This is a genomic window from Pseudoalteromonas shioyasakiensis (assembly GCF_024518675.1).
Taxonomy (GTDB): domain Bacteria; phylum Pseudomonadota; class Gammaproteobacteria; order Enterobacterales; family Alteromonadaceae; genus Pseudoalteromonas; species Pseudoalteromonas shioyasakiensis_B.
On the sequence record NZ_JANIGL010000001.1, the window covers coordinates 600,608 to 619,130 of the forward strand.

The following is an 18,523-nucleotide window of genomic DNA, read 5'->3' on the forward strand; positions in this document are numbered from 1 at the left end:
TCGTAATAGATAAAAAGCCAGCAGTAGCTGGCTTTTTATCTTTAGTTCATACCGTTTTATTCGATATTTCAGTGGATTTTTTTGCCAGCCTGATCCGCTTAGGAATAACACTTTTAAACGAGTCTATTATCGGCTTAGTATAAATAGCCCAAATAGAATGGTGTCCCGCATCATAGTTACCAACACCAATGGTAATTTTTCCAACTTGATCAGCACGGATCAAAGTACCAAAAAGCTTATCCCAAATAGCTAATGCTGAGCCTAAATTTGTATCAAAGTGCTTTGGGTTATCACTGTGGTGAATTTGATGTTGCGCAGGACTAATAAACCAATTCTCAGTACGTCTCCCCCAACTGAGCCAGACATGTGAGTGACGCAGGTTTGAACCCATAGCGTTAAAAGCAAATACGAACACGTTAGCTCCTAGTACATCAAACATAGAGAGCTGCGTGCCAAATAAATAAAAACAAAGACCCACTACAATCCCTTGTGCTAATGCCATACGACATGCGTATAAATAACTTTCAAAGGGATGTGAACGGTAAATTGTAAACGGGGTTAAAACTTTCGCTGAATGGTGCACTTTATGGTAGTGCCATAAAAAAGGCACCTTATGTAACGCATAGTGTAATAAAAACCGAGAAAAATCATCTGCAATAAATAGTAATAAAGTGAATATAACGACCACTGACCAGTTTGATAACTGCCATGGAGAAGGCGCGCCAAAAACACTCTCGATAAGCTCTGTTGTCGCCAAGGCAATAGGTACCATAGTTAAAACAATGGGGCCAAACAAAAGTGCTTTTAAAATGCGGTTATAAAGCCATAACTGGTAATCCTGACGAGCACTAGGCGCCCACCATATTTTTTTAGCAAACAGAAAACGAAAAAAACCGTGAGCCGATTTCTTACTTTTACGCATGCCATAAACACATAAAGCCAGAAAAAAAGCCATGACAATATAACCAATAAAAATGCGTTTATTGGGGTCAAACAAATAGCCTGGCGTTTGCGCCAATGTTTGCCAAATTGTATCTATCATGGCTTATCTCATTTAAAAGCTAAATTTATAACCTAATGTGAATGTTCTTGGTTTACTGGGCCTTGCACCATAAGGGCGGCGACTAACCAATTTATCATTTTCAAAAACATTATCTAATTTTACATAAACTTGGCCATAATTCGCTAAATCATACCCTGCAGCTAAATCAACCACGGTACGTGCGGGTACGTATTTTCCTGCAAGCGCCAGATCAAATCCTTCATATGAAACACCTGCTGTTTCTGGCATTTCGCTGGTATATTTAACTAGCATATCTACATACCAATCTTGGTGACGCACAGCTAAATTTAAGCTCGCTTGATGGTCGGCTAAATATGGCAAGCTATCCCCAGCGTTTACATGGCCCCACTGTATAAATTCAGAAAAGAAAGCTTCTTTAAACTCACTATCAGTGTAGGTATACGTAAAGTTAATGGGTAGATCGAGCGTTTCTGTTAATGTGTAAGTGTGCATAAATTGAGTTTCAAGCCCCCAAACATCCACTTCACCGCCACTAAAAGAGCGATCTAGCTGAGCTTGACTACCACAGTTTGATTGCCCACAGCTCTCGGTCAAATTACTGTAGTCATTAAAAAAAGCAACCACTTCAAGGGCTGTGTTACCATTATTAAAACGGCCACCCAATTCATAATTCACGCTTTTTTCAAACTCATCTTCACCGTCTTTTACCGCCGTTGCAGGACTAGAAGGAACAAAGCCTTGATGCACACCAAATAACAAACCTGCATTTTCACTTAACTGATAAAAGCCACTTACGCCTGGTAACCAGATTTGACTATTTTTTTGCTGCCAATCATTGGCTTGCTCAGGGCTATCATTTTGGTAATGCATAGCCATAAATTCCCCTCTTAGACCTAATCCGAGAGTAAGGTTATCTATGGTCATTTGATCTTCAATATACACTGACCAAGCATCTGTTGATTCAGTATTTTGCGTAGTATTTAATCGAGAATCTGGCACGATTGTATTGATACCATCCGTCATGGCAAAGGTATCAACATAATGATTACGTTCAATTTCATCTTGATGAAAACGCAAGCCAAACGACACATTATGCTTTAAGCCAAATAGCGGTAGCTGCCAATTACCATCTAATTGAACACCCTGTGAGTAATAACTTCTATCGTTAGTCCCCATATTTAAAAAGTAATTAGTCTCCCCTGCAACCACTGAATCCCGCTGCCCACTAATTACGTCGTACTGCTGGGAAAATTGTTCAGGAAAAGCGATAATATCAGATAAACTCGCGGTACTATTTGATAAGCTATTAAGTTTTAACCAAGCACGCTCATAATCGTTTCGATAAATCCGAGTTGTTAAGTTTAGCTCTTCGCCACTCAGTTGATGGGTAAACATCACCTGAGTATGTTTAGTATCCATATTCGCAGGTTGGCTCGCGGCATAACGTCTGTATGGGCTCACAGCGTAATCTGCATCAGTCAAACCTAAGTAGGTTTCATCAGATAATTCATCTGCATACGAGAGCTTAAGCTCAACACGTTGGTCAAATTGTTGCCCTGTAATCTTATAATCAAGTTTAACTAGCAGATCATTTTTATCAAACCCCGTATCACCACCACCATCTAACTCTTTAAAGCCATCTGCTTGTAATGTGACACCTTCAACTAAAAAGCCAAAATCACCAACTCGATCACCATAATAGCCATGCGCTTTTTGATAGCCATCAGAGCCGATAGCTAAATCTATTGCACCAAGGGAGTAATCAGGCACTTGTCGAGTGACTAAGTTAAGGGTTCCCGCCACTGTTTGTGGGCCATATTTAATCGCCGCTGGTCCTTTAAAAACCTCAACAGCGGTCATACGGGTAGTAAGTGGAAAATAATAAGCGGCTGGTGCTGAATAAGGGGACGGACCAATTAAAACACCATCTTCTAAAATAGTGATCTTTTTACTTCGTTCAGGTGTAACCCCTCGAAAGCCGATATTTGGGCGCAAACCATAGCCATCTTCCTGGCGAATATTTACACCTGGTACTTGTGCTAAAATACGGTGTATATCATCGTATTCAAACTGTTCTAATGTTGCCTCATCAATTAATGTTGCTGAGCCTGCTTCTGTTCGTAAACTCGTCTGATGGCTAATTATCTGTATGTGCTCAAGTTCATTGTCTTTTGCTAAACTGTTAAAACCTGTAGCGGCAATACTTACTGCTAAGGCTAATTGTGTGTACTTCATTATCATTCCTTAGTCATTATCGCCAGCAGAGGTTTTTGGTAATTCTAAAGCCAGTTCATTAATAAAATCGTTTTTCAATTCATCAGTAATTGTTTTGACTTGCGTATGGATATCTCGGACTTGCTCTTCATTATTAATTAAAGCCGTGCCAAGGTCAGTTTCAATGGCTGCAATCGCAGCTTTACTAGCCGCAATGCCGGTTAACATACGCTCTAGTGTATCTGTTGCTTGTTCATCAGTGAGATAATCATCAAAACCGATCAACGCCTCTTGATCTTCTAATTGCCCTAATAAAACGGCTTCAAAAGCAATGATATTCGCTTTAATATTGGCTAATGAGCTCTTTGCATCAAGGCTTTCAACGTCTTCAGGGCATGCGGATGTACCACAAGAGTTTGGAAATATACCAATTGGCTCGGCAATTTTTTTGTCTTTAACTACTTCTGTGAGATAAAATAACGCATCAGAAATATGATTTAACGCCACATGGGGGCTATCAAACTGTGAACCTGCTTGGCCAGCGGTTTTAAGCTGCATTGCAAAACCATTATCGCCTTGCCATTTATCTAGCAGTTCAGCACTTGAGTTAATAACATCTGTCGCGGCTGTTACAGCAAATTCACAGCGCGCAATTTTCCTCTCATGTATGGTGCGGCTATTCCAATTGGCTAATGCATCATTGGTAACACTACAGTGATGATCGAATTGCTGATTAAATAGCACATGTTGCAGTGCAAACATGCCTCGTCGTGTTGCTGTACGAGCTGTAATATCATATGGACGCGACGCATCTTGATTAATCATATTATCTTGATGATAAACCACATCCTGATCGATACCACAGCGGCTAATTGATGGCCAAGAGTAAATACGACTTTTTAATTCGCCATTATTAGTAACTAATGGCCCAACTTGCATCATTTCTGCCTGCTGCCAGCTAGCCATCGTATCTAACCAAGCTGATTGTGCTTGACCCAAGGCTGCAATTGCTTGCTCAGAACTTGATTGAACGCTCTGTTGTTCTAGATGACAATACTCGCTAATAGCCTGCTGCTGCGACTGTGCTTTGTTTTGAAATAATTCGAATGTTTTGCTGATAACATTATCAACTAAATTAGCTACTAACTGTGCCTCATCAAAGTCTGAGCCGGTACTCGGCTGTGTCACTTCATTTGATGTATCATTAAACCCTGCGCCTTGGCTACTTGAAGTGCTTTCACCACATGCTGTAATTGCAATTGCAACGGCAATACTTAATGCTATTTTGCTAAAATTTGCTTTATACATTTCTACTTCCTATACAACGACAAAAAGGCTAGTTTCAAACCTAAGTCATCCACTAACCTTTATATTGGCTTATTTGCCTATGTCACTTGGCTTACCAGTTGCTAACATTCTCAGCATTAAAACCATAAACTTGCTGCATCAACTCGCGTGCTTGTTCTAAGTCCGCTTTATATTCAGCAATAGCATCAGCACTCGTAATCACCGGCGCATCAGCAAATAGAGTATGTAATTGCGCAAATTGACCTTCATTTTCTTCGGCATTAAAAGGAGTGAATGGGCTAAATTGAAAGTTCAATGCAAAACCTTTCATCTCGGCGAAATGTTTTGCTAAATTAGTAAAATCATCTGCCGTGTACTCACCTGAAGCAATTGTGTCTAAATCGGCAATAGTATCATTGATATAATGAACAACCGTTGCGGCAATGGCATATTCCCAATTGGCAACTGCATCATCACGATATCCTTCAAGCTCAGCCATTTGCTCATCAGTTAAATCGTTGCCAACCGCTTCATTAATAAGCTTACGACCGGCAATAAATGCGTTCATCGCTGCTGCGGTAAAATCAGTACGAACTTCTGCACCTCGGTCACGTTTTGCAGCATTCGTTGAGTTTCCCCAGTTATATTCTGACGCTAAATCAATTTGACCATCACTTGAGTAATCATTGTAACCCGCTTTAAATTCATCGCGGCCATCTTTGCCAGCAATTTCATCATCGCTGTATTCTAAGTAATTACGTGCTGCACCAAAATAACCAAAGCCTTCATCAAATTGATGTTCTAAAGCAGTGTATAAAGTGCCATCTTTTTGGCTTGTTGTATTATCAGTCTCTAAGCCTTGCTCAAGGTAGTCATCTGTTCCCTGAGAAAACATAACAGCACCTAGAGTGTGTTTTTGGATTAATTGATTTAAATCTAAACCTTGCTCAGTGATATATAAATTGGTGATTGGGTTACCCGCAGGGTCTGTTAACACTTCACCACTATTATGTTTATCTATATTGGCAGCTAACAAATCAAAGTAATAATAAATGAGGCCTTCAGGCGTTTTTGCTTGTGTACCAAAATCAGTCCAGCCTACAAATGTGCCTTCTGTTAGCCATTCTTTATACATTTTGGCACCATCATTACCTGCCACTTTACCCGTAAGCTCTTTACCTGATTCAGAAATATCAAAAAAAGATTTTTGTTTGCTATCTGTTGGTACAAAGCTCATGCTGTTATCTCTAACAGCTTCATAGTCACCCCAAAGTGCCATTAATTGTGCTTTAACGCTTTCACCTGTAAGACTGTTATTAGTTACATATTCAGCAGTTAACTGGCCAACGTAACTTTTAATTTCAGCAGATAAGGCATGACGTGCAATTTGACCGGTATAACTGACTGACGAACCATTACCAAGCTTAGAGGCAAATTCATATACATTTTCACCATCAACAGCTTCGATATCATCAACACTGATGGCTAATTCTTTGCTAAATGTTAACCCTTCTGCATCAGTCACTGTGATAGCAACAGTCACTTCAGATTCTTGCTCATAGTTTAAAGCAATGCCATCTTTAAGTTTAAGCGTCGTGTCATTAACAATTTCAAATCTATCTTCGCCATCAGCAAGCGTAAAGCTTAGACCTGATTCACTGTCGTCACTGGCTGACAAACTACCGACTTGGGCTGCTAACACATCATCACTCACTGCTGAGTTAGATAAGGAAATATCGGTAGGGGCTGTATTCGTTGGTACGCTTGTATCAGTGTCATTATTGTTATCGTTTGAGTCTGAACCACCACATGCAGTTAAACCAAGTGTCGCTGCCAAAATAGCAGTACTAAGAAGTGTTTTTTTCAATATCATTATTTTACCGTTTTAGTGTGTGACTATTAACGGTAATTCTACACACCAAACCAAATGCAAATCAATAGCATTTGCAATTATTTTTTAGTAAAGCTTAACTTTATATTAAGTTTTACTAAATATAAGTTCGAAAGAAAACAGCATAGTTAATCCTTAAGCATTAATTCATTGAAGGTTTGTTTATTAATATGTTAGCACAAAGCTAACAAATAGGAGTTAGAGCAGCCAATGGCTGCCCTATGTAATTTAGGGGGGTATTAAGGTTTTAATTTAGAGAAGTGTGAATATAAAGCTACACCCGCTCGGTTCAGCGATGAAGACAAGCCTATTGCAAACTTGTCACTTAGGTTCTTTTTAATTTTATAACTTACTTTAAAAATTTGCTTATTTTCGTATTGCGCCATAAGTACATCATCACTGGTATTAATTTCGTCTACTAAGCCCTTCTCTAGCGCTTGTGTGGCAAACCAATGTTCACCAGTAGCGACAGCGTCAATATCTAAGCTTGGTCTTTGCTGCGTGACAAACGACTTAAATAAGCCATGGGTTTGTTCAATTTCTTCTTTAAACTTTTCACGGCCTTTATCTGTATTTTCACCAAATAATGTTAACGTTCGCTTATAATCACCAGCGGTGATCTGCTCAAACTCTATGTCGTTCTTTTTTAATATTTTATTAAAATTAGGAATTTGCGCTATCACACCAATCGAGCCAACAATAGCAAATGGTGCAGCAACAATTTTGTTCGCAACACATGCCATCATATACCCGCCACTTGCTGCGACCTTATCAATAGCCACTGTTAAGTTAATATCTGCTTTCGTTAATCGTTGTAGTTGAGACGCAGCTAAGCCATAGCCATGCACTACACCACCACCACTTTCTAATCTTACAAGTACACTGTCTTTTTCTTTATCAGCAAAAGTTAAAATAGCACTAATTTCTTCACGTAAGCTATCAACTTCATGAGCGTCAACACTGCCATTAAAGTCAATTACATATAGTCTAGGTAAGGGTGCTGGTTGCGATTTTTTTGCCTCAGCTTTTTGTTTTTTCTGATACGTTTTTAATTCTTTTTTCGATAAAGTGCTCGAAATAAAGTTATCTTTCAGTTCTGTTAATTGCTCAGATAAGTCATCTACAACAATCTCACCTTTTTTGCTTTTAGGTTTAACTGATGAAGCAACAACAATAGTCACAACTGCTATAGTAGCAATCACAAAAGTAACGGTTTTTGCGAAAAACAAACCATATTCATATAAAAATTCCAAAAATATCTCCAAGTACTTTTTATTTAATTAGCAACAATTTACCATGCTTTACAATAAAAAAAAGCCACACAAGGTGGCTTTTTACTTATTGGTTGAATTGAGTACTATAAATCTATTCAGTTACGACATCTGAGTTAGTAACTTGTAAAAACAAGCCACGACTTTTCAAGAAGCTAGCGATTTGCATCTGCATCTCAGACGTCACCGCAGGACTAGCCGCAGGCGACAACACTGAGCCATGGTCGCCATCAGTAAACTTGACCACATAACTGCTTGGTTCAGCATTAGGGCCTTGTGTCGTTGCGACCGACGATAAACCTAATAAATTAGCAAGTGGTAATGAACCCGCAAGAGGATTACTTACCGTTGTGGGTGGTATTACTTGGTCCGGTAAATTATCAGCGCCATCACCAACTACAACATTCATATAAACGGGTGTTCCAAGTGCCGCAAGAGAAGTTGCATAATTAGTTGGGTCACCGCTATCTAGTACTGTTTGAGCTGCAAACGCAAACTGCGTCATGACATCTTGAATATTTGCAATTTTAGTTGTTTCGCCAGCACTTACCAATGAACCATAGTATTCTGAATATGCACATGTCACATAGGCTTGTTGATTCTCGCCATAAATACCACAGTTAGAGACTGCTTCATTAGACATATAAGCTGCGAATTCAGCCGATTCTGCTGTTCCTGCAGATAGTAAAACAGACCCTTGTACAAATGGACCAAAACTCGCCGACTCTAGCAAGAAGCTTGCGATGCCACCACCACCACTTGCTAGGGCAACGGTATTGACATTAAATAATCCATCTATTTGACTATCTAACGGCGTATTCGCTTGAGCCACAAATGCAGGGGCGACAATTGAACCTAATGAGTGCCCAATAAATGAGACATCAGATGAGTTTAATGTTGTGTCATTTGTAAAATTAAGACCAAAACGTAAACCAAGTAAATCAGCTGCCGATTGTCTTAAGTTATCACGTGCAACTAATAGTGATTGTAGATTCATATAACCAAGCACAGACTTAGTTGTTGCATTGAAATCATCTTCTCCATCACCATCTACATCAATACCCCGTTCACCATGAACAGGATGATCAATGGCAACTGTGGCAAAGCCTTGCATGGTTAGAATTGCCGTTAATGCAAGCATATCTTCTTTTTTAGAGGTTATACCATGTTGCATAATGACAACTGGCCAACCATTTTCAGGCATTGTTAAGGCATCCATGTCTAATTGAGCACGAATTGCATTTAGAACTGGTAGAATGGGCTTTGTGATTTGCACAGGTACATTAGCCATACTCTGAGTCTTAGGAACTGAATTATATTTAGTTAAATGTTTTGTTGAGTCTAAGCCTAAGTCACGAAGGCGCCCATCACTTAGTGCAGCACACGTAGCGTCGTTGATAGAAATTGGATCTGTTTGGAACGCATCCCCGGCAGTAGCTTGAGCTCCCAGAACAGCGACCGCGTTATCGCACATGCCTTGCCAATATGTATCTGCTAAATCAGCAACTTCAGTACCTTTGGGTGTTGATAGGTACATTGGTAGCATAATACTACCCTTTTGATACTCTGTTGCTTTGAAAAGTGCATACTCTGGTGTATCAGGCAAGCCTAATACTGTTTGTACATTGATCATAGTCTCTGGTGTAGAGGTTGATACTTGCAAAGCTGGCATGGGTAACGCTGAATTTTGTAAACTACCAGCAAGCATTGATTTAATAGTGTTAAGTACGGGTCCTACTGATTGGATTGTCATGGCAGCAGAGTAAATAATTTCGTCTTTACTGATAGCTCCACCAGAGGTCACAACATTTTCGTAACTATTAACTACCCCTTGCAGTGCAAGTTGTGATTCAGTAATCAAAGGCGCTTCTTGCTTAACCAAACCATAGGTAGATGAAGGCTCAATTGAGCGACCAAGGGAGTCTTTTAATTCGGTTGTTAAAACATTTATGTACGAACTGCCCGCTTTAAATGGCTTAAGAGGGATAACTACCACGGCATCGCCACTGGCTTGAGTTACGAAATCAACACCAAATGTAAGTTCACCCACTAACTTACAAGCAGCGCCTGCAGGTGCCTGTGAGCACTCTGCATCTGTTAAACTAGCCCCCATAATGACTTCAAAAATGCGTACGGCACCAGGCGCGCCTGCAGAGGCTGCATCTAAACTAACGCCATTAGGTACATCATCACTGACGAAGTTAGGCATTATCAAATCAATTTTATACGGAACTTGACTAGACCAGCCATCCAGTGCGCCTAAAGCCATAGAAGGATCTGCATAATCAGTTCGTGGTACTGAAACACCATCCTCGTCTAGTTCATTAGGTATATTAATTGTGCCATCTTTTGTTCCGCTCATTAATAAATCATTAGGTACGGAAATATCCCCGTTGGCAGGGTCAAAATAAACGGTTGCTGTAGGAATAACCGGTGGAGTGTCATTTTTGACATCTTCTAACGTTTCACCGCCGCCGCAACCAGCAAGTGCTGCTGTAATTGCAAGTGAGAGTAGCATTTTTTTCATATGATTTGCTCCGCACATAATCTTATTTTTATTGTGTGTTCAGTTAAATAAGTATAGTTAATAGTTCTATTTTACTGTCATAGATATTGTCAATAATAGTTAAAATAATGTAATTAGTTTATTAATGAGACATTAGACCAGTTAAAGTTAACGTAAAGTTTCAGATTTCGCCACCTTATTTTGCAATAAATTCGATAACTTGGGGATTTGCTATGTTAAAATCACAAAAATTGATACTTTTGGACCTTTACTTATGCAGACTTATAAAGCAGCAAGTGATGCCTTACAAGGCAAAGTTATTCTAATCACAGGTGCTGGTGATGGCATTGGTCGCGTTGCGGCCTTAACATATGCCAAGCATGGCGCTACAGTTATTTTATTGGGTAAAACGACCCAGAAGCTAGAATGCGTGTATGACGAAATTATTGCTTTAGGTGGCCCCAAGCCAGCGATTGTGCCTATGGATCTAAAAGGTGCAACAAAACAAAATTATCGTGATCTCGCTGCAACAATTGAACAACAATTTGGTAAATTAGATGGTCTATTAAATAATGCCGGTATCATCGGCTCTCTTGGGCCATTAGAGCACTTTTGTACATCAACCTTTGACAACATAATGAAAGTGAACGTCACTGCACAAGCGATGATCACGAAATACATGTTCCCGGTGTTACGTAAATCACCGAGTGCCTCTGTTATCTTTACCTCATCGGGAGTTGGCCGCCAAGGTAGAGAGTTTTGGGGAGCTTATGCTATTTCAAAATTTGCCGTTGAAGGCATGATGCAAACATGGGCAGCTGAGGTAGGAAAAACACCGATTCGTATTAATTGCATCAACCCAGGAGCTACCCGTACATCTATGCGCGCAACAGCTTACCCTGGGGAAGACCGTGATAAACTAGCTACTCCAGAAGATTTAATGCCTACCTATTTATACCTAATGAGCGATGACTCAAAAGATATTAACGGCCAATCTTTGGATGCACAAACAAAGAAACCTACATAATATTTTACTAAAAAAGCCGCTTTTAGCGGCTTTTTTAATGGTTAATAACGTAATTTAATTTAACGACGTTTAGTTTGCTTTACACGATTGTTGTGTTTTTTCACTGCTTTACGAATTTGATTGATTTTAGCACGCTTATCTTTACGCTTTTCAGGCATAACAGATAGTTTAGTTTGTGTCTCACGGCCTAACTTTACAGTTTTGCGTAAGTAATTAACTGTTTCTAAATCAAGCTCACTCCAACCCCCTTGAGGAAGGCGTTTATCAAGCTCTAACTTACCATAACGAATACGAATTAAACGAGAAACTTCAACCTCTTGCGATTGCCATAAACGACGCACTTCACGATTACGACCTTCTGTTAATGTCACATTAAACCAACGGTTAATGCCTTCCCCACCTAGTGGTTTGATATTTAGAAATTTAGCAAAGCCATCTTCAAGCTCGACGCCCTTGGTTAAGTTTTTAATTGTTTCATTAGTCACTTCACCAAATACACGTGCCGAATACTCACGTTCAACTTCATAGCTTGGATGCATTAAACGATTAGCTAATTCACCATCATTAGTAAATAACATTAAACCTGCGGTGTTAATGTCCAAACGGCCAACCGCAATCCAACGGTCTCCATCTATGCGAGGTAAGCGATCGAACACGGTACGTCGGCCTTCAGGATCTTTTCGAGTACACAACTCACCTTCTGGTTTGTTATACATAATGACACGACAAATGCGCTCGGCTTTCTCTTCTATTTTAACAGTATGGCCGTCTACGCGAATTTGATCTGTCTCTTCGACGCGATCGCCTAATTTTGCAACCTTACCATTAACACTAACTCGATTGGCATCAATGTACTTTTCCATCTCGCGTCGTGAGCCTACCCCTGCACGGGCTAGGACTTTTTGTAACTTTTCACCTTGTATACTCATTCGGATAGTTCTCTCACAGAAGGATCACTTAATAACTGGTCTATTTTACTTTGTTGCTGCTTTGGCAAATCGGGTAAGTTATCAAGACCGGTTAACGAAAAATAATCTAAAAATTGTTTTGTAGTAGCATATAGAGCAGGCCTTCCAGGCACTTCTTTATGACCAACTACGTGTACCCACTCTCTTTCAAGCAGGGATTTTATAATACCAGAGCCTACAGCAACCCCGCGCACTTGCTCAATTTCACCCCGTGTTATAGGTTGGCGATAAGCAATAAGCGAAAGAGTCTCTAACAGTGCACGCGAATACTTAGGTGCCCGCTCCTGAAATAACTGACTTAGCCAAGGGCTAAGGCTTTCACAAGCTTGAAAACGATAACCACTGCCCACTTCAACTAAACGAATGCCCCGAGTTTGATAATGAAGTTGAATTTGTTCAATTGCATTATTCACTCTTGTCATAGAAACACTTAATTCACTTAATACCGTTTCTTTAAGGTGACGCTTAGTTAATGGCTTACCTGCAACAAAAATTGCCGCTTCAATGATTTCAATTAATTGCTCATCACTAATTCGTTTTGTTGCCATTTATAAACCATTTATAAATTAGAAGTGTAAAAAGGTTGGATCAGACTCGTGCTCTATTATGACAGATCATTTGATAGGTTGGAAAAGTTATTAATGAAAACAGCAAAAATGCCAGCATAAAGCTGGCATTTATAATCGCGGGCATCGCAATTAGCTATTTTTTACCATTTCTAATGCTTCATCTTCAGCGACATCACTGCCGTGCGTCTTAATATATGACACAAACTCATTTTTGCTCACGCGCTTATCTTGGTTGCTATCCATATATCCAAAATGGTTTGCGATATCATCGTCATTTGCTTCAACCACAGAAATATAGCCATTTCTGTCATTATCGAGTGACTTAAAATCGCTCTCGATCGGGTCAAACTTCGCAATTTCTGCTTTAAACGCTGACTCGGTTACTTCACTATCAGTTGCAACTTTACCCGTATTTAAATGAGTATAGTTTGCGAATTCCTGGCGGCTAATTTGTTCGTCCATATTAGTATCAATGTTTGAAAAGTGATCCCAAATGTCATCATCATCGGCTTCGGTTTTTGAAATATAGCCATCATCATCGTTATCTAAGCTACCGAAATCACTGTCTATTTTTGCCAGAGAAGAGTTTGCTGAACATGCGCTCAGGGTAAGTGCTGCTAGAATTGTTGATGCAAGTGTTAACTTTTTCATAAGACGTTTCCTTGTATTAAAAATTAAATTCAATTGAACTAATACAAAGACGATGCCAACAAAATAAAAATCAACATTTTCAGATGGTTAAATAACAACTTAATTCTATTTAAACATTCAGGCATGGCATCATTGCAGGGTTTTTGTAAAAATTTCAGGCATAAAAAAAGCGCATAATTGCGCTTTTTTTAAATGATTATCTTTTAAATTGCAGCATTGTGATAACGCTTAACAAAATCAGTGACTAACTCACCGTTACAACGTAAAGAGTTTAAATTACCAATTTTTTCACGCACTGGCGCAAGGCCTTGTTTAACAGCTGTAACACATAACTGAGTTTCTGTTTGATCATTGGTAGCAAACACTTCGATGACTTTTTCACTCTGCTTTTTAACATTTGCCACTTTAGCGATATCGCGAATGTCTTGACCATTACACAGAATACTCTTTGAATGGCGAGATATAAAAATACCGTGTTGTTGAGCTACTTTGCGTGCAGCAGAAAAACCTTCATTGGCACTAATCGAACACAATTGCGACTCAATTTTTTTATCAGCACTGTAAAATTGAGCAGCTTCAGCACCGTGAGAGAATGATACTGTTGCAATGAATAACGTTAAGAGTTGTTTTTTCATGACTTACCTATATGAACATATAATGAACGGGGTTTTCGCGCATTATATATACACAAAGAAGCAAATCAACTGAATAATCGATTTAATTTTTTAATTAAATCATGCTTAACAATGTTTAATATTTAATCTTCATTAGCTCAACATTGAACCATTTATATTTCCAAATAATCACATGTGTCATAGATAATTTAATGATAGAATTTAACAAAAATAAACATGCACTTTAGGCCAAAAACATGAAAGTTATTTCGTTTAACATCAATGGGCTTCGCGCTCGCCTCCACCAACTGCAAGCAATCATAGATAAACATCAGCCAGATGTAATTGGACTGCAAGAGATCAAAGTACATGATGAAGCCTTTCCGCTGGAAGATGTTCAGAAAATGGGGTATCACGTCTATTTTCATGGCCAAAAAGCACATTATGGTGTTGCTATGTTATGTAAGAAAGAGCCTAAATCTGTATTTAAGGGCTTTGCCACCGACACTGAAGAGTCACAAAAACGTATGATCAGCGTCACTTTAACGCAAGACAATGGTAGAGACCTAACCGTGATGAACGGTTATTTTCCACAAGGCGATAACATTAATCATGAAACAAAATTTCCTTATAAACGCCAATTTTATAAAGACTTAATGACTCACCTCGAGTCAAGCCACACTGCGGATGAAGATGTCATCGTTATGGGTGATATTAATATCTCGCCTACCGAGTTAGACATTGGTATTGGTGAGCCAAACCGTAAGCGTTGGTTAAAAACAGGTAAATGCTCTTTTCAGCCCGTTGAGCGTGAGTGGTTAGCTACACTATTAGATTGGGGCTTTAAAGATACATTCCGTGAACTGCACCCTGAAACAGGCGAGCAATATTCTTGGTTTGATTATCGCTCTAAAGGGTTTGATGACAACCGGGGTCTGCGTATCGATGTGGTACTTGCAACTGCAGCACTTGCACAGCGTTGTACTGATGCAGGTATCGACTACGAATTAAGAGGCATAGAAAAACCCTCAGATCATGCACCTATATGGTCAACATTTAGTTAACGCTTAATGTTCGACTCCCCCGATTCAATCACGTTACTCAGCACTAATACACAATTAGTGCTGTGGTTATTAGTGGGAGTTATTGCCTGGAGCAGTGTTGATAAAGCACTTTATAAAAGCCTTATTAACACCCCTGCACGACAAACTGGTGTATTTTCCTGCGTCATTGTGTTTTGTATTTTATGGCAAATTAAAGCTGGTATTTTACCCGGCCTTGAACTACATATTTTAGGTGTTACAGCCGTCACTTTAGTACTTGGCTGGCGCTTTGCTTTATTAAGCGCCACACTAGCTAGTGCGCTATTAATTGCATTTGAGCAACTTTCTGTGGCCCAATTGCCTTTGCATTTATTGTTAACAGCCTACCTCCCAATTCTGTTCTCTTACAGCGTGTTTGTGATTTGCTACAATCTATTACCTCGACACTTCTTTATTTATATTTTTATTTGTAGCTTTTTATGCGCAGCTTTCGCAAGTTGCGTTAAAATAATCTCAATTAGTGCCTTCTACTACTTTACTGGATACTACAACTGGTATGAATTAAGCGAGAATTACTTGTATCTTTGTGCCATTATTTGGTTCCCTGAAGCGATGCTAAACGGCATGGCTATTTCAATACTTATTACCTACCGCCCACACTGGGTTAAAACATTTTATGACAAGGATTATTTAGACTCATGAGTCTCGCGTACCAATGCCCTTTGTGCCAACAAACTTTGCAACTCAGCAATAAATCATTACGCTGTGACAATAATCATACCTTTGATTATGCAAAAGAAGGTTATGTAAACCTATTACCTGTGCAACATAAGAACTCTAAACAACCCGGTGATAATCTCGACATGGTGCAAGCTAGGCGGGAGTTTTTAAATACCGGGCACTATCATTTTTTGCAGCAAGCGATTGCCAAATTAGTCAGTGAACAATCCCCAAATAATGTAATTGATTTAGGCTGTGGCGAAGGGTTTTATACCCAAGCTATTGCAAATTTTTGCAAAGGTGAGGTTTATGGTGTTGATATCTCTAAATCAGCAGTAAAATATGCAGCTAAACGCTACCAAAACTGCCAATTTAGTGTTGCATCGATCAGCCAAGCACCTTTTGCAGATAATCAAGCGGATGTTCTGGTTAGCATTTTTGCCCCCCTGTTTGAACAGGAACTAGGGCGCTTAGCTTCACCTGATGCAGCATTAATAGTTGCCAGCCCTGGGCCATGGCACTTAAAAGAATTAAAGCAGAAGATATACCGAGAAGTGAATGCCCATACGCCAATTCCAGTTCCTATTGGCTTTGAGTTAATAACACAAACATTAATAGAACAATCGGTGCGGCTTAGTTTTGCTGAAGTGAAAAACCTCATCACTATGACACCATTTGCATGGAAGTTTAGGCCCGAACACTGGCAAGCATTAGAGCAACAAGGTGAGCAAAACGTCACCCTGTCATTTTATCTCAGTCACTTTAAGAAAAAATGTTAAAGATTTTCTTGGGTAAAAGCTCGGTCCATTTTATCAAACATATCGTTAAGTAAATGGGCCAAGTCGGCATAACGAGGTTTATTTTTACCCAGCTCACCTTGGTAACCATTAGCAACCATTTTTGTATATAACTCTTTAAACCAATGCTCCATCGCAGGCTCTAAAGGTGTCTCTGCTCGCTTGCCCAACCACAATAAGCCTTGTAATGGTAAAGACAAAAAAAACAATGCGACAGCAATTGCTTGTGGCAAAAAGTCACTGCCGAGATAATTAATTTGCATAAACAATGTAAGCATCGCCAAAATAGGCATGACAGTAATTGCATGCTCTGTGGCTTTAATGACCTTAAACTCAGCAAATAAAGGCGCAAGCTCTTTACGCATTGGCCACTTTTTGGCGTATTCTCGACCAGTTTGGACTTGTGACATCACACTTTTTTGCATCATGACTCCTAGGTGTCGCTGGTTTAACTACTGAACTCTTTGAGTGTACCATACTCAAAACGACATTCCTTTGTAAAATCTAATTGCTCATTACTTGAGTTTGATCAGGGTTATAGCTAACGTTAATGCAATAAATGAGTTAAAATATTTAAGCGTTAAGTCAACTAGACTTTGGTTTAATCATAGTTGTTAATCGGCAAATTACTATTTATCTTTAGTCTATATCTGCCAATTTCAATAGATATACATCAGCTTAACTTAATGCGCACTTACTGACATAGCCAATAATGAGACTTTTATATGCCACTGCAACCTAATTCCCCTCAACATGTACTTGTACTTAATTGCGGAAGTTCAAGTTTAAAATTTGCGATCTTGGATGCTGAAACTTCAGATGAGATTATCTCAGGCCTCGCTGAACGCTTAGGATCTGACACCCCTTCACTAAAGTATAAGTTCCAAGGCAAGAAAACGCAGCTAGAGCTGGCCGAAGGGCAAGCCCATGCTCATGCAATAGATACGCTGGTAAAGCTTATAAAAGATCATAATTTGGCTGAAAACTTAATTGCCATCGGCCATCGTGTCGTCCATGGTGGAGAGCATTTTACTCAATCGGTGCTGATAGACGAATCCGTCATTGCCGGTATCACCAAAGCGGCTACGCTTGCTCCTTTGCATGGCCACGCTAATTTATTAGGTATCGCAGCGGCCCAAGCCTCATTTGAAGGGCTACCACAAATAGCAGTATTCGATACGGCTTTTCACCAAACAATGGAACAGGTCGCTTATTTATACGCCCTACCTTACAAGCTTTACACCGAGTATGGCGTTAGACGTTACGGCTTTCATGGCACCAGCCATTATTATGTTGCTAGTGAAACCGCTAAGTTATTAGGTAAACCGCTGGACCACAGTAATTTTATTAGCGCGCATTTAGGTAATGGGTGTTCAGTATGTGCGATTAAAGAAGGTAAAAGCGTTGATACAAGCATGGGATTAACGCCGCTAGAGGGCTTAATGATGGGCACCCGCAGTGGGGATATTGACCCAGGTTTATTTAACTTTCTGACAACCCAACTTAACTACAGCGCAGCACAAATAGATGACCTACTAAACAAAGAAAGTGGCTTGTTAGGGGTTAGTGAACTGTCAAATGACTGTCGCACTATTGAAGATGCAGCCGTAGCAGGAAACCAAAGAGCAATGCTGGCGCTTGACATGTTTTGCTACCGCCTAGCAAAACAAATTGCAGCATTTATGGTACCCGTTCAACGCCTAGACGCGCTTATCTTTACCGGTGGTATTGGCGAAAACTCAGATATTATTCGCCAAAAAGTGATTAAACAATTGGGCTTTTTAGGGCTCGACTGTGATGAACAAGCGAATTTGAATGCGCGTTTCGGTAGTCAAGGCATAATCAGTTCAGCGCATGCTAATACTATGGCTGTTGTAATGCCAACAAACGAAGAATGGGTGATTGCCCGTGACGCCGCAAACATCGCCCAGGAGCAATAAT

16 protein-coding genes are annotated in these 18,523 nt (G+C 39.6%); 5 read left to right on the forward strand and 11 right to left on the reverse strand.

The annotated features are described in order from the left end of the window. Positions 1 to 46: 46 nt before the first annotated feature. From NQT69_RS02630 to NQT69_RS02655, 6 genes are all read right to left on the reverse strand, one after another. Entirely contained in the window at positions 47 to 1,042 is a 996-nt protein-coding gene (locus NQT69_RS02630; protein WP_256826154.1) for a sterol desaturase family protein, read from the reverse strand. 12 nt (positions 1,043 to 1,054) lie between these two features. Further along, complete coding sequence (locus NQT69_RS02635) at positions 1,055 to 3,259, reverse strand: TonB-dependent receptor family protein (protein WP_256826155.1); 2,205 nt, start codon at positions 3,257 to 3,259, stop codon at positions 1,055 to 1,057. A gap of 9 nt (positions 3,260 to 3,268) precedes the next feature. Next, on the reverse strand, positions 3,269 to 4,546 hold the full coding sequence (locus tag NQT69_RS02640) for an imelysin family protein (RefSeq protein WP_256826156.1): 1,278 nt from the start codon (positions 4,544 to 4,546) through the stop codon (positions 3,269 to 3,271). Positions 4,547 to 4,637: 91 nt separating this feature from the next. After that, positions 4,638 to 6,398: a DUF4856 domain-containing protein gene (locus tag NQT69_RS02645; protein ID WP_256826157.1), complete on the reverse strand. Its 1,761-nt coding sequence runs from the start codon at positions 6,396 to 6,398 to the stop codon at positions 4,638 to 4,640. A 257-nt stretch (positions 6,399 to 6,655) separates the two neighbouring features. Beyond that, positions 6,656 to 7,669 carry a protease SohB gene (gene sohB / locus NQT69_RS02650; RefSeq protein ID WP_256826158.1) on the reverse strand — a complete coding sequence of 338 codons (1,014 nt, stop codon included), beginning with the start codon at positions 7,667 to 7,669 and terminating at the stop codon, positions 6,656 to 6,658. A 112-nt stretch (positions 7,670 to 7,781) separates the two neighbouring features. Then, positions 7,782 to 10,214: a VolA/Pla-1 family phospholipase gene (locus tag NQT69_RS02655; protein ID WP_256826159.1), complete on the reverse strand. Its 2,433-nt coding sequence runs from the start codon at positions 10,212 to 10,214 to the stop codon at positions 7,782 to 7,784. 253 nt (positions 10,215 to 10,467) lie between these two features. On the opposite strand from NQT69_RS02655, the gene NQT69_RS02660 reads away from it, so the two are divergent. Then, entirely contained in the window at positions 10,468 to 11,220 is a 753-nt protein-coding gene (locus tag NQT69_RS02660) for a YciK family oxidoreductase (protein ID WP_256826160.1), read from the forward strand. 59 nt (positions 11,221 to 11,279) lie between these two features. On the opposite strand, the gene rluB is transcribed toward NQT69_RS02660, so the two are convergent. The 4 genes from rluB to NQT69_RS02680 all read right to left on the reverse strand — a co-directional run bounded on the left by rluB (position 11,280) and on the right by NQT69_RS02680 (position 14,043). Then, positions 11,280 to 12,149, reverse strand: a complete 870-nt coding sequence (rluB, locus tag NQT69_RS02665; protein ID WP_256826161.1) for a 23S rRNA pseudouridine(2605) synthase RluB — start codon at positions 12,147 to 12,149, stop codon at positions 11,280 to 11,282. Continuing rightward, positions 12,146 to 12,736: an SMC-Scp complex subunit ScpB gene (gene scpB / locus NQT69_RS02670; protein ID WP_256826162.1), complete on the reverse strand. Its 591-nt coding sequence runs from the start codon at positions 12,734 to 12,736 to the stop codon at positions 12,146 to 12,148. The genes rluB and scpB overlap by 4 nt, the downstream gene beginning before the upstream one ends. A gap of 150 nt (positions 12,737 to 12,886) precedes the next feature. Next, complete coding sequence (locus NQT69_RS02675) at positions 12,887 to 13,408, reverse strand: EF-hand domain-containing protein (RefSeq protein WP_256826163.1); 522 nt, start codon at positions 13,406 to 13,408, stop codon at positions 12,887 to 12,889. Positions 13,409 to 13,611: 203 nt separating this feature from the next. Next, positions 13,612 to 14,043 (reverse strand): exonuclease III, encoded by a 432-nt coding sequence (locus NQT69_RS02680; RefSeq protein ID WP_256826164.1) that lies wholly within the window; start codon positions 14,041 to 14,043, stop codon positions 13,612 to 13,614. Between the two features lie 236 nt (positions 14,044 to 14,279). Between NQT69_RS02680 and xthA the strand changes: the two genes are divergently transcribed. From xthA to rlmA, 3 genes are read left to right on the forward strand one after another with little or no spacing between them, the layout of a single operon-like run. Further along, positions 14,280 to 15,086 carry an exodeoxyribonuclease III gene (xthA, locus tag NQT69_RS02685; RefSeq protein WP_256826165.1) on the forward strand — a complete coding sequence of 269 codons (807 nt, stop codon included), beginning with the start codon at positions 14,280 to 14,282 and terminating at the stop codon, positions 15,084 to 15,086. A 6-nt stretch (positions 15,087 to 15,092) separates the two neighbouring features. Next, entirely contained in the window at positions 15,093 to 15,767 is a 675-nt protein-coding gene (locus tag NQT69_RS02690; protein ID WP_256826166.1) for an energy-coupling factor ABC transporter permease, read from the forward strand. Then, positions 15,764 to 16,564 (forward strand): 23S rRNA (guanine(745)-N(1))-methyltransferase, encoded by an 801-nt coding sequence (gene rlmA, locus NQT69_RS02695; RefSeq protein ID WP_256826167.1) that lies wholly within the window; start codon positions 15,764 to 15,766, stop codon positions 16,562 to 16,564. The genes NQT69_RS02690 and rlmA overlap by 4 nt, the downstream gene beginning before the upstream one ends. Here the strand turns inward: rlmA and yfbV are convergent. Then, complete coding sequence (gene yfbV, locus NQT69_RS02700; RefSeq protein WP_256826720.1) at positions 16,561 to 17,007, reverse strand: terminus macrodomain insulation protein YfbV; 447 nt, start codon at positions 17,005 to 17,007, stop codon at positions 16,561 to 16,563. The two genes, rlmA and yfbV, sit on opposite strands and share 4 nt — an antisense overlap. Before the next feature lie 300 nt (positions 17,008 to 17,307). On the opposite strand from yfbV, the gene NQT69_RS02705 reads away from it, so the two are divergent. Beyond that, on the forward strand, positions 17,308 to 18,522 hold the full coding sequence (locus NQT69_RS02705) for an acetate kinase (protein ID WP_256826168.1): 1,215 nt from the start codon (positions 17,308 to 17,310) through the stop codon (positions 18,520 to 18,522). Position 18,523: the final 1 nt, after the last annotated feature.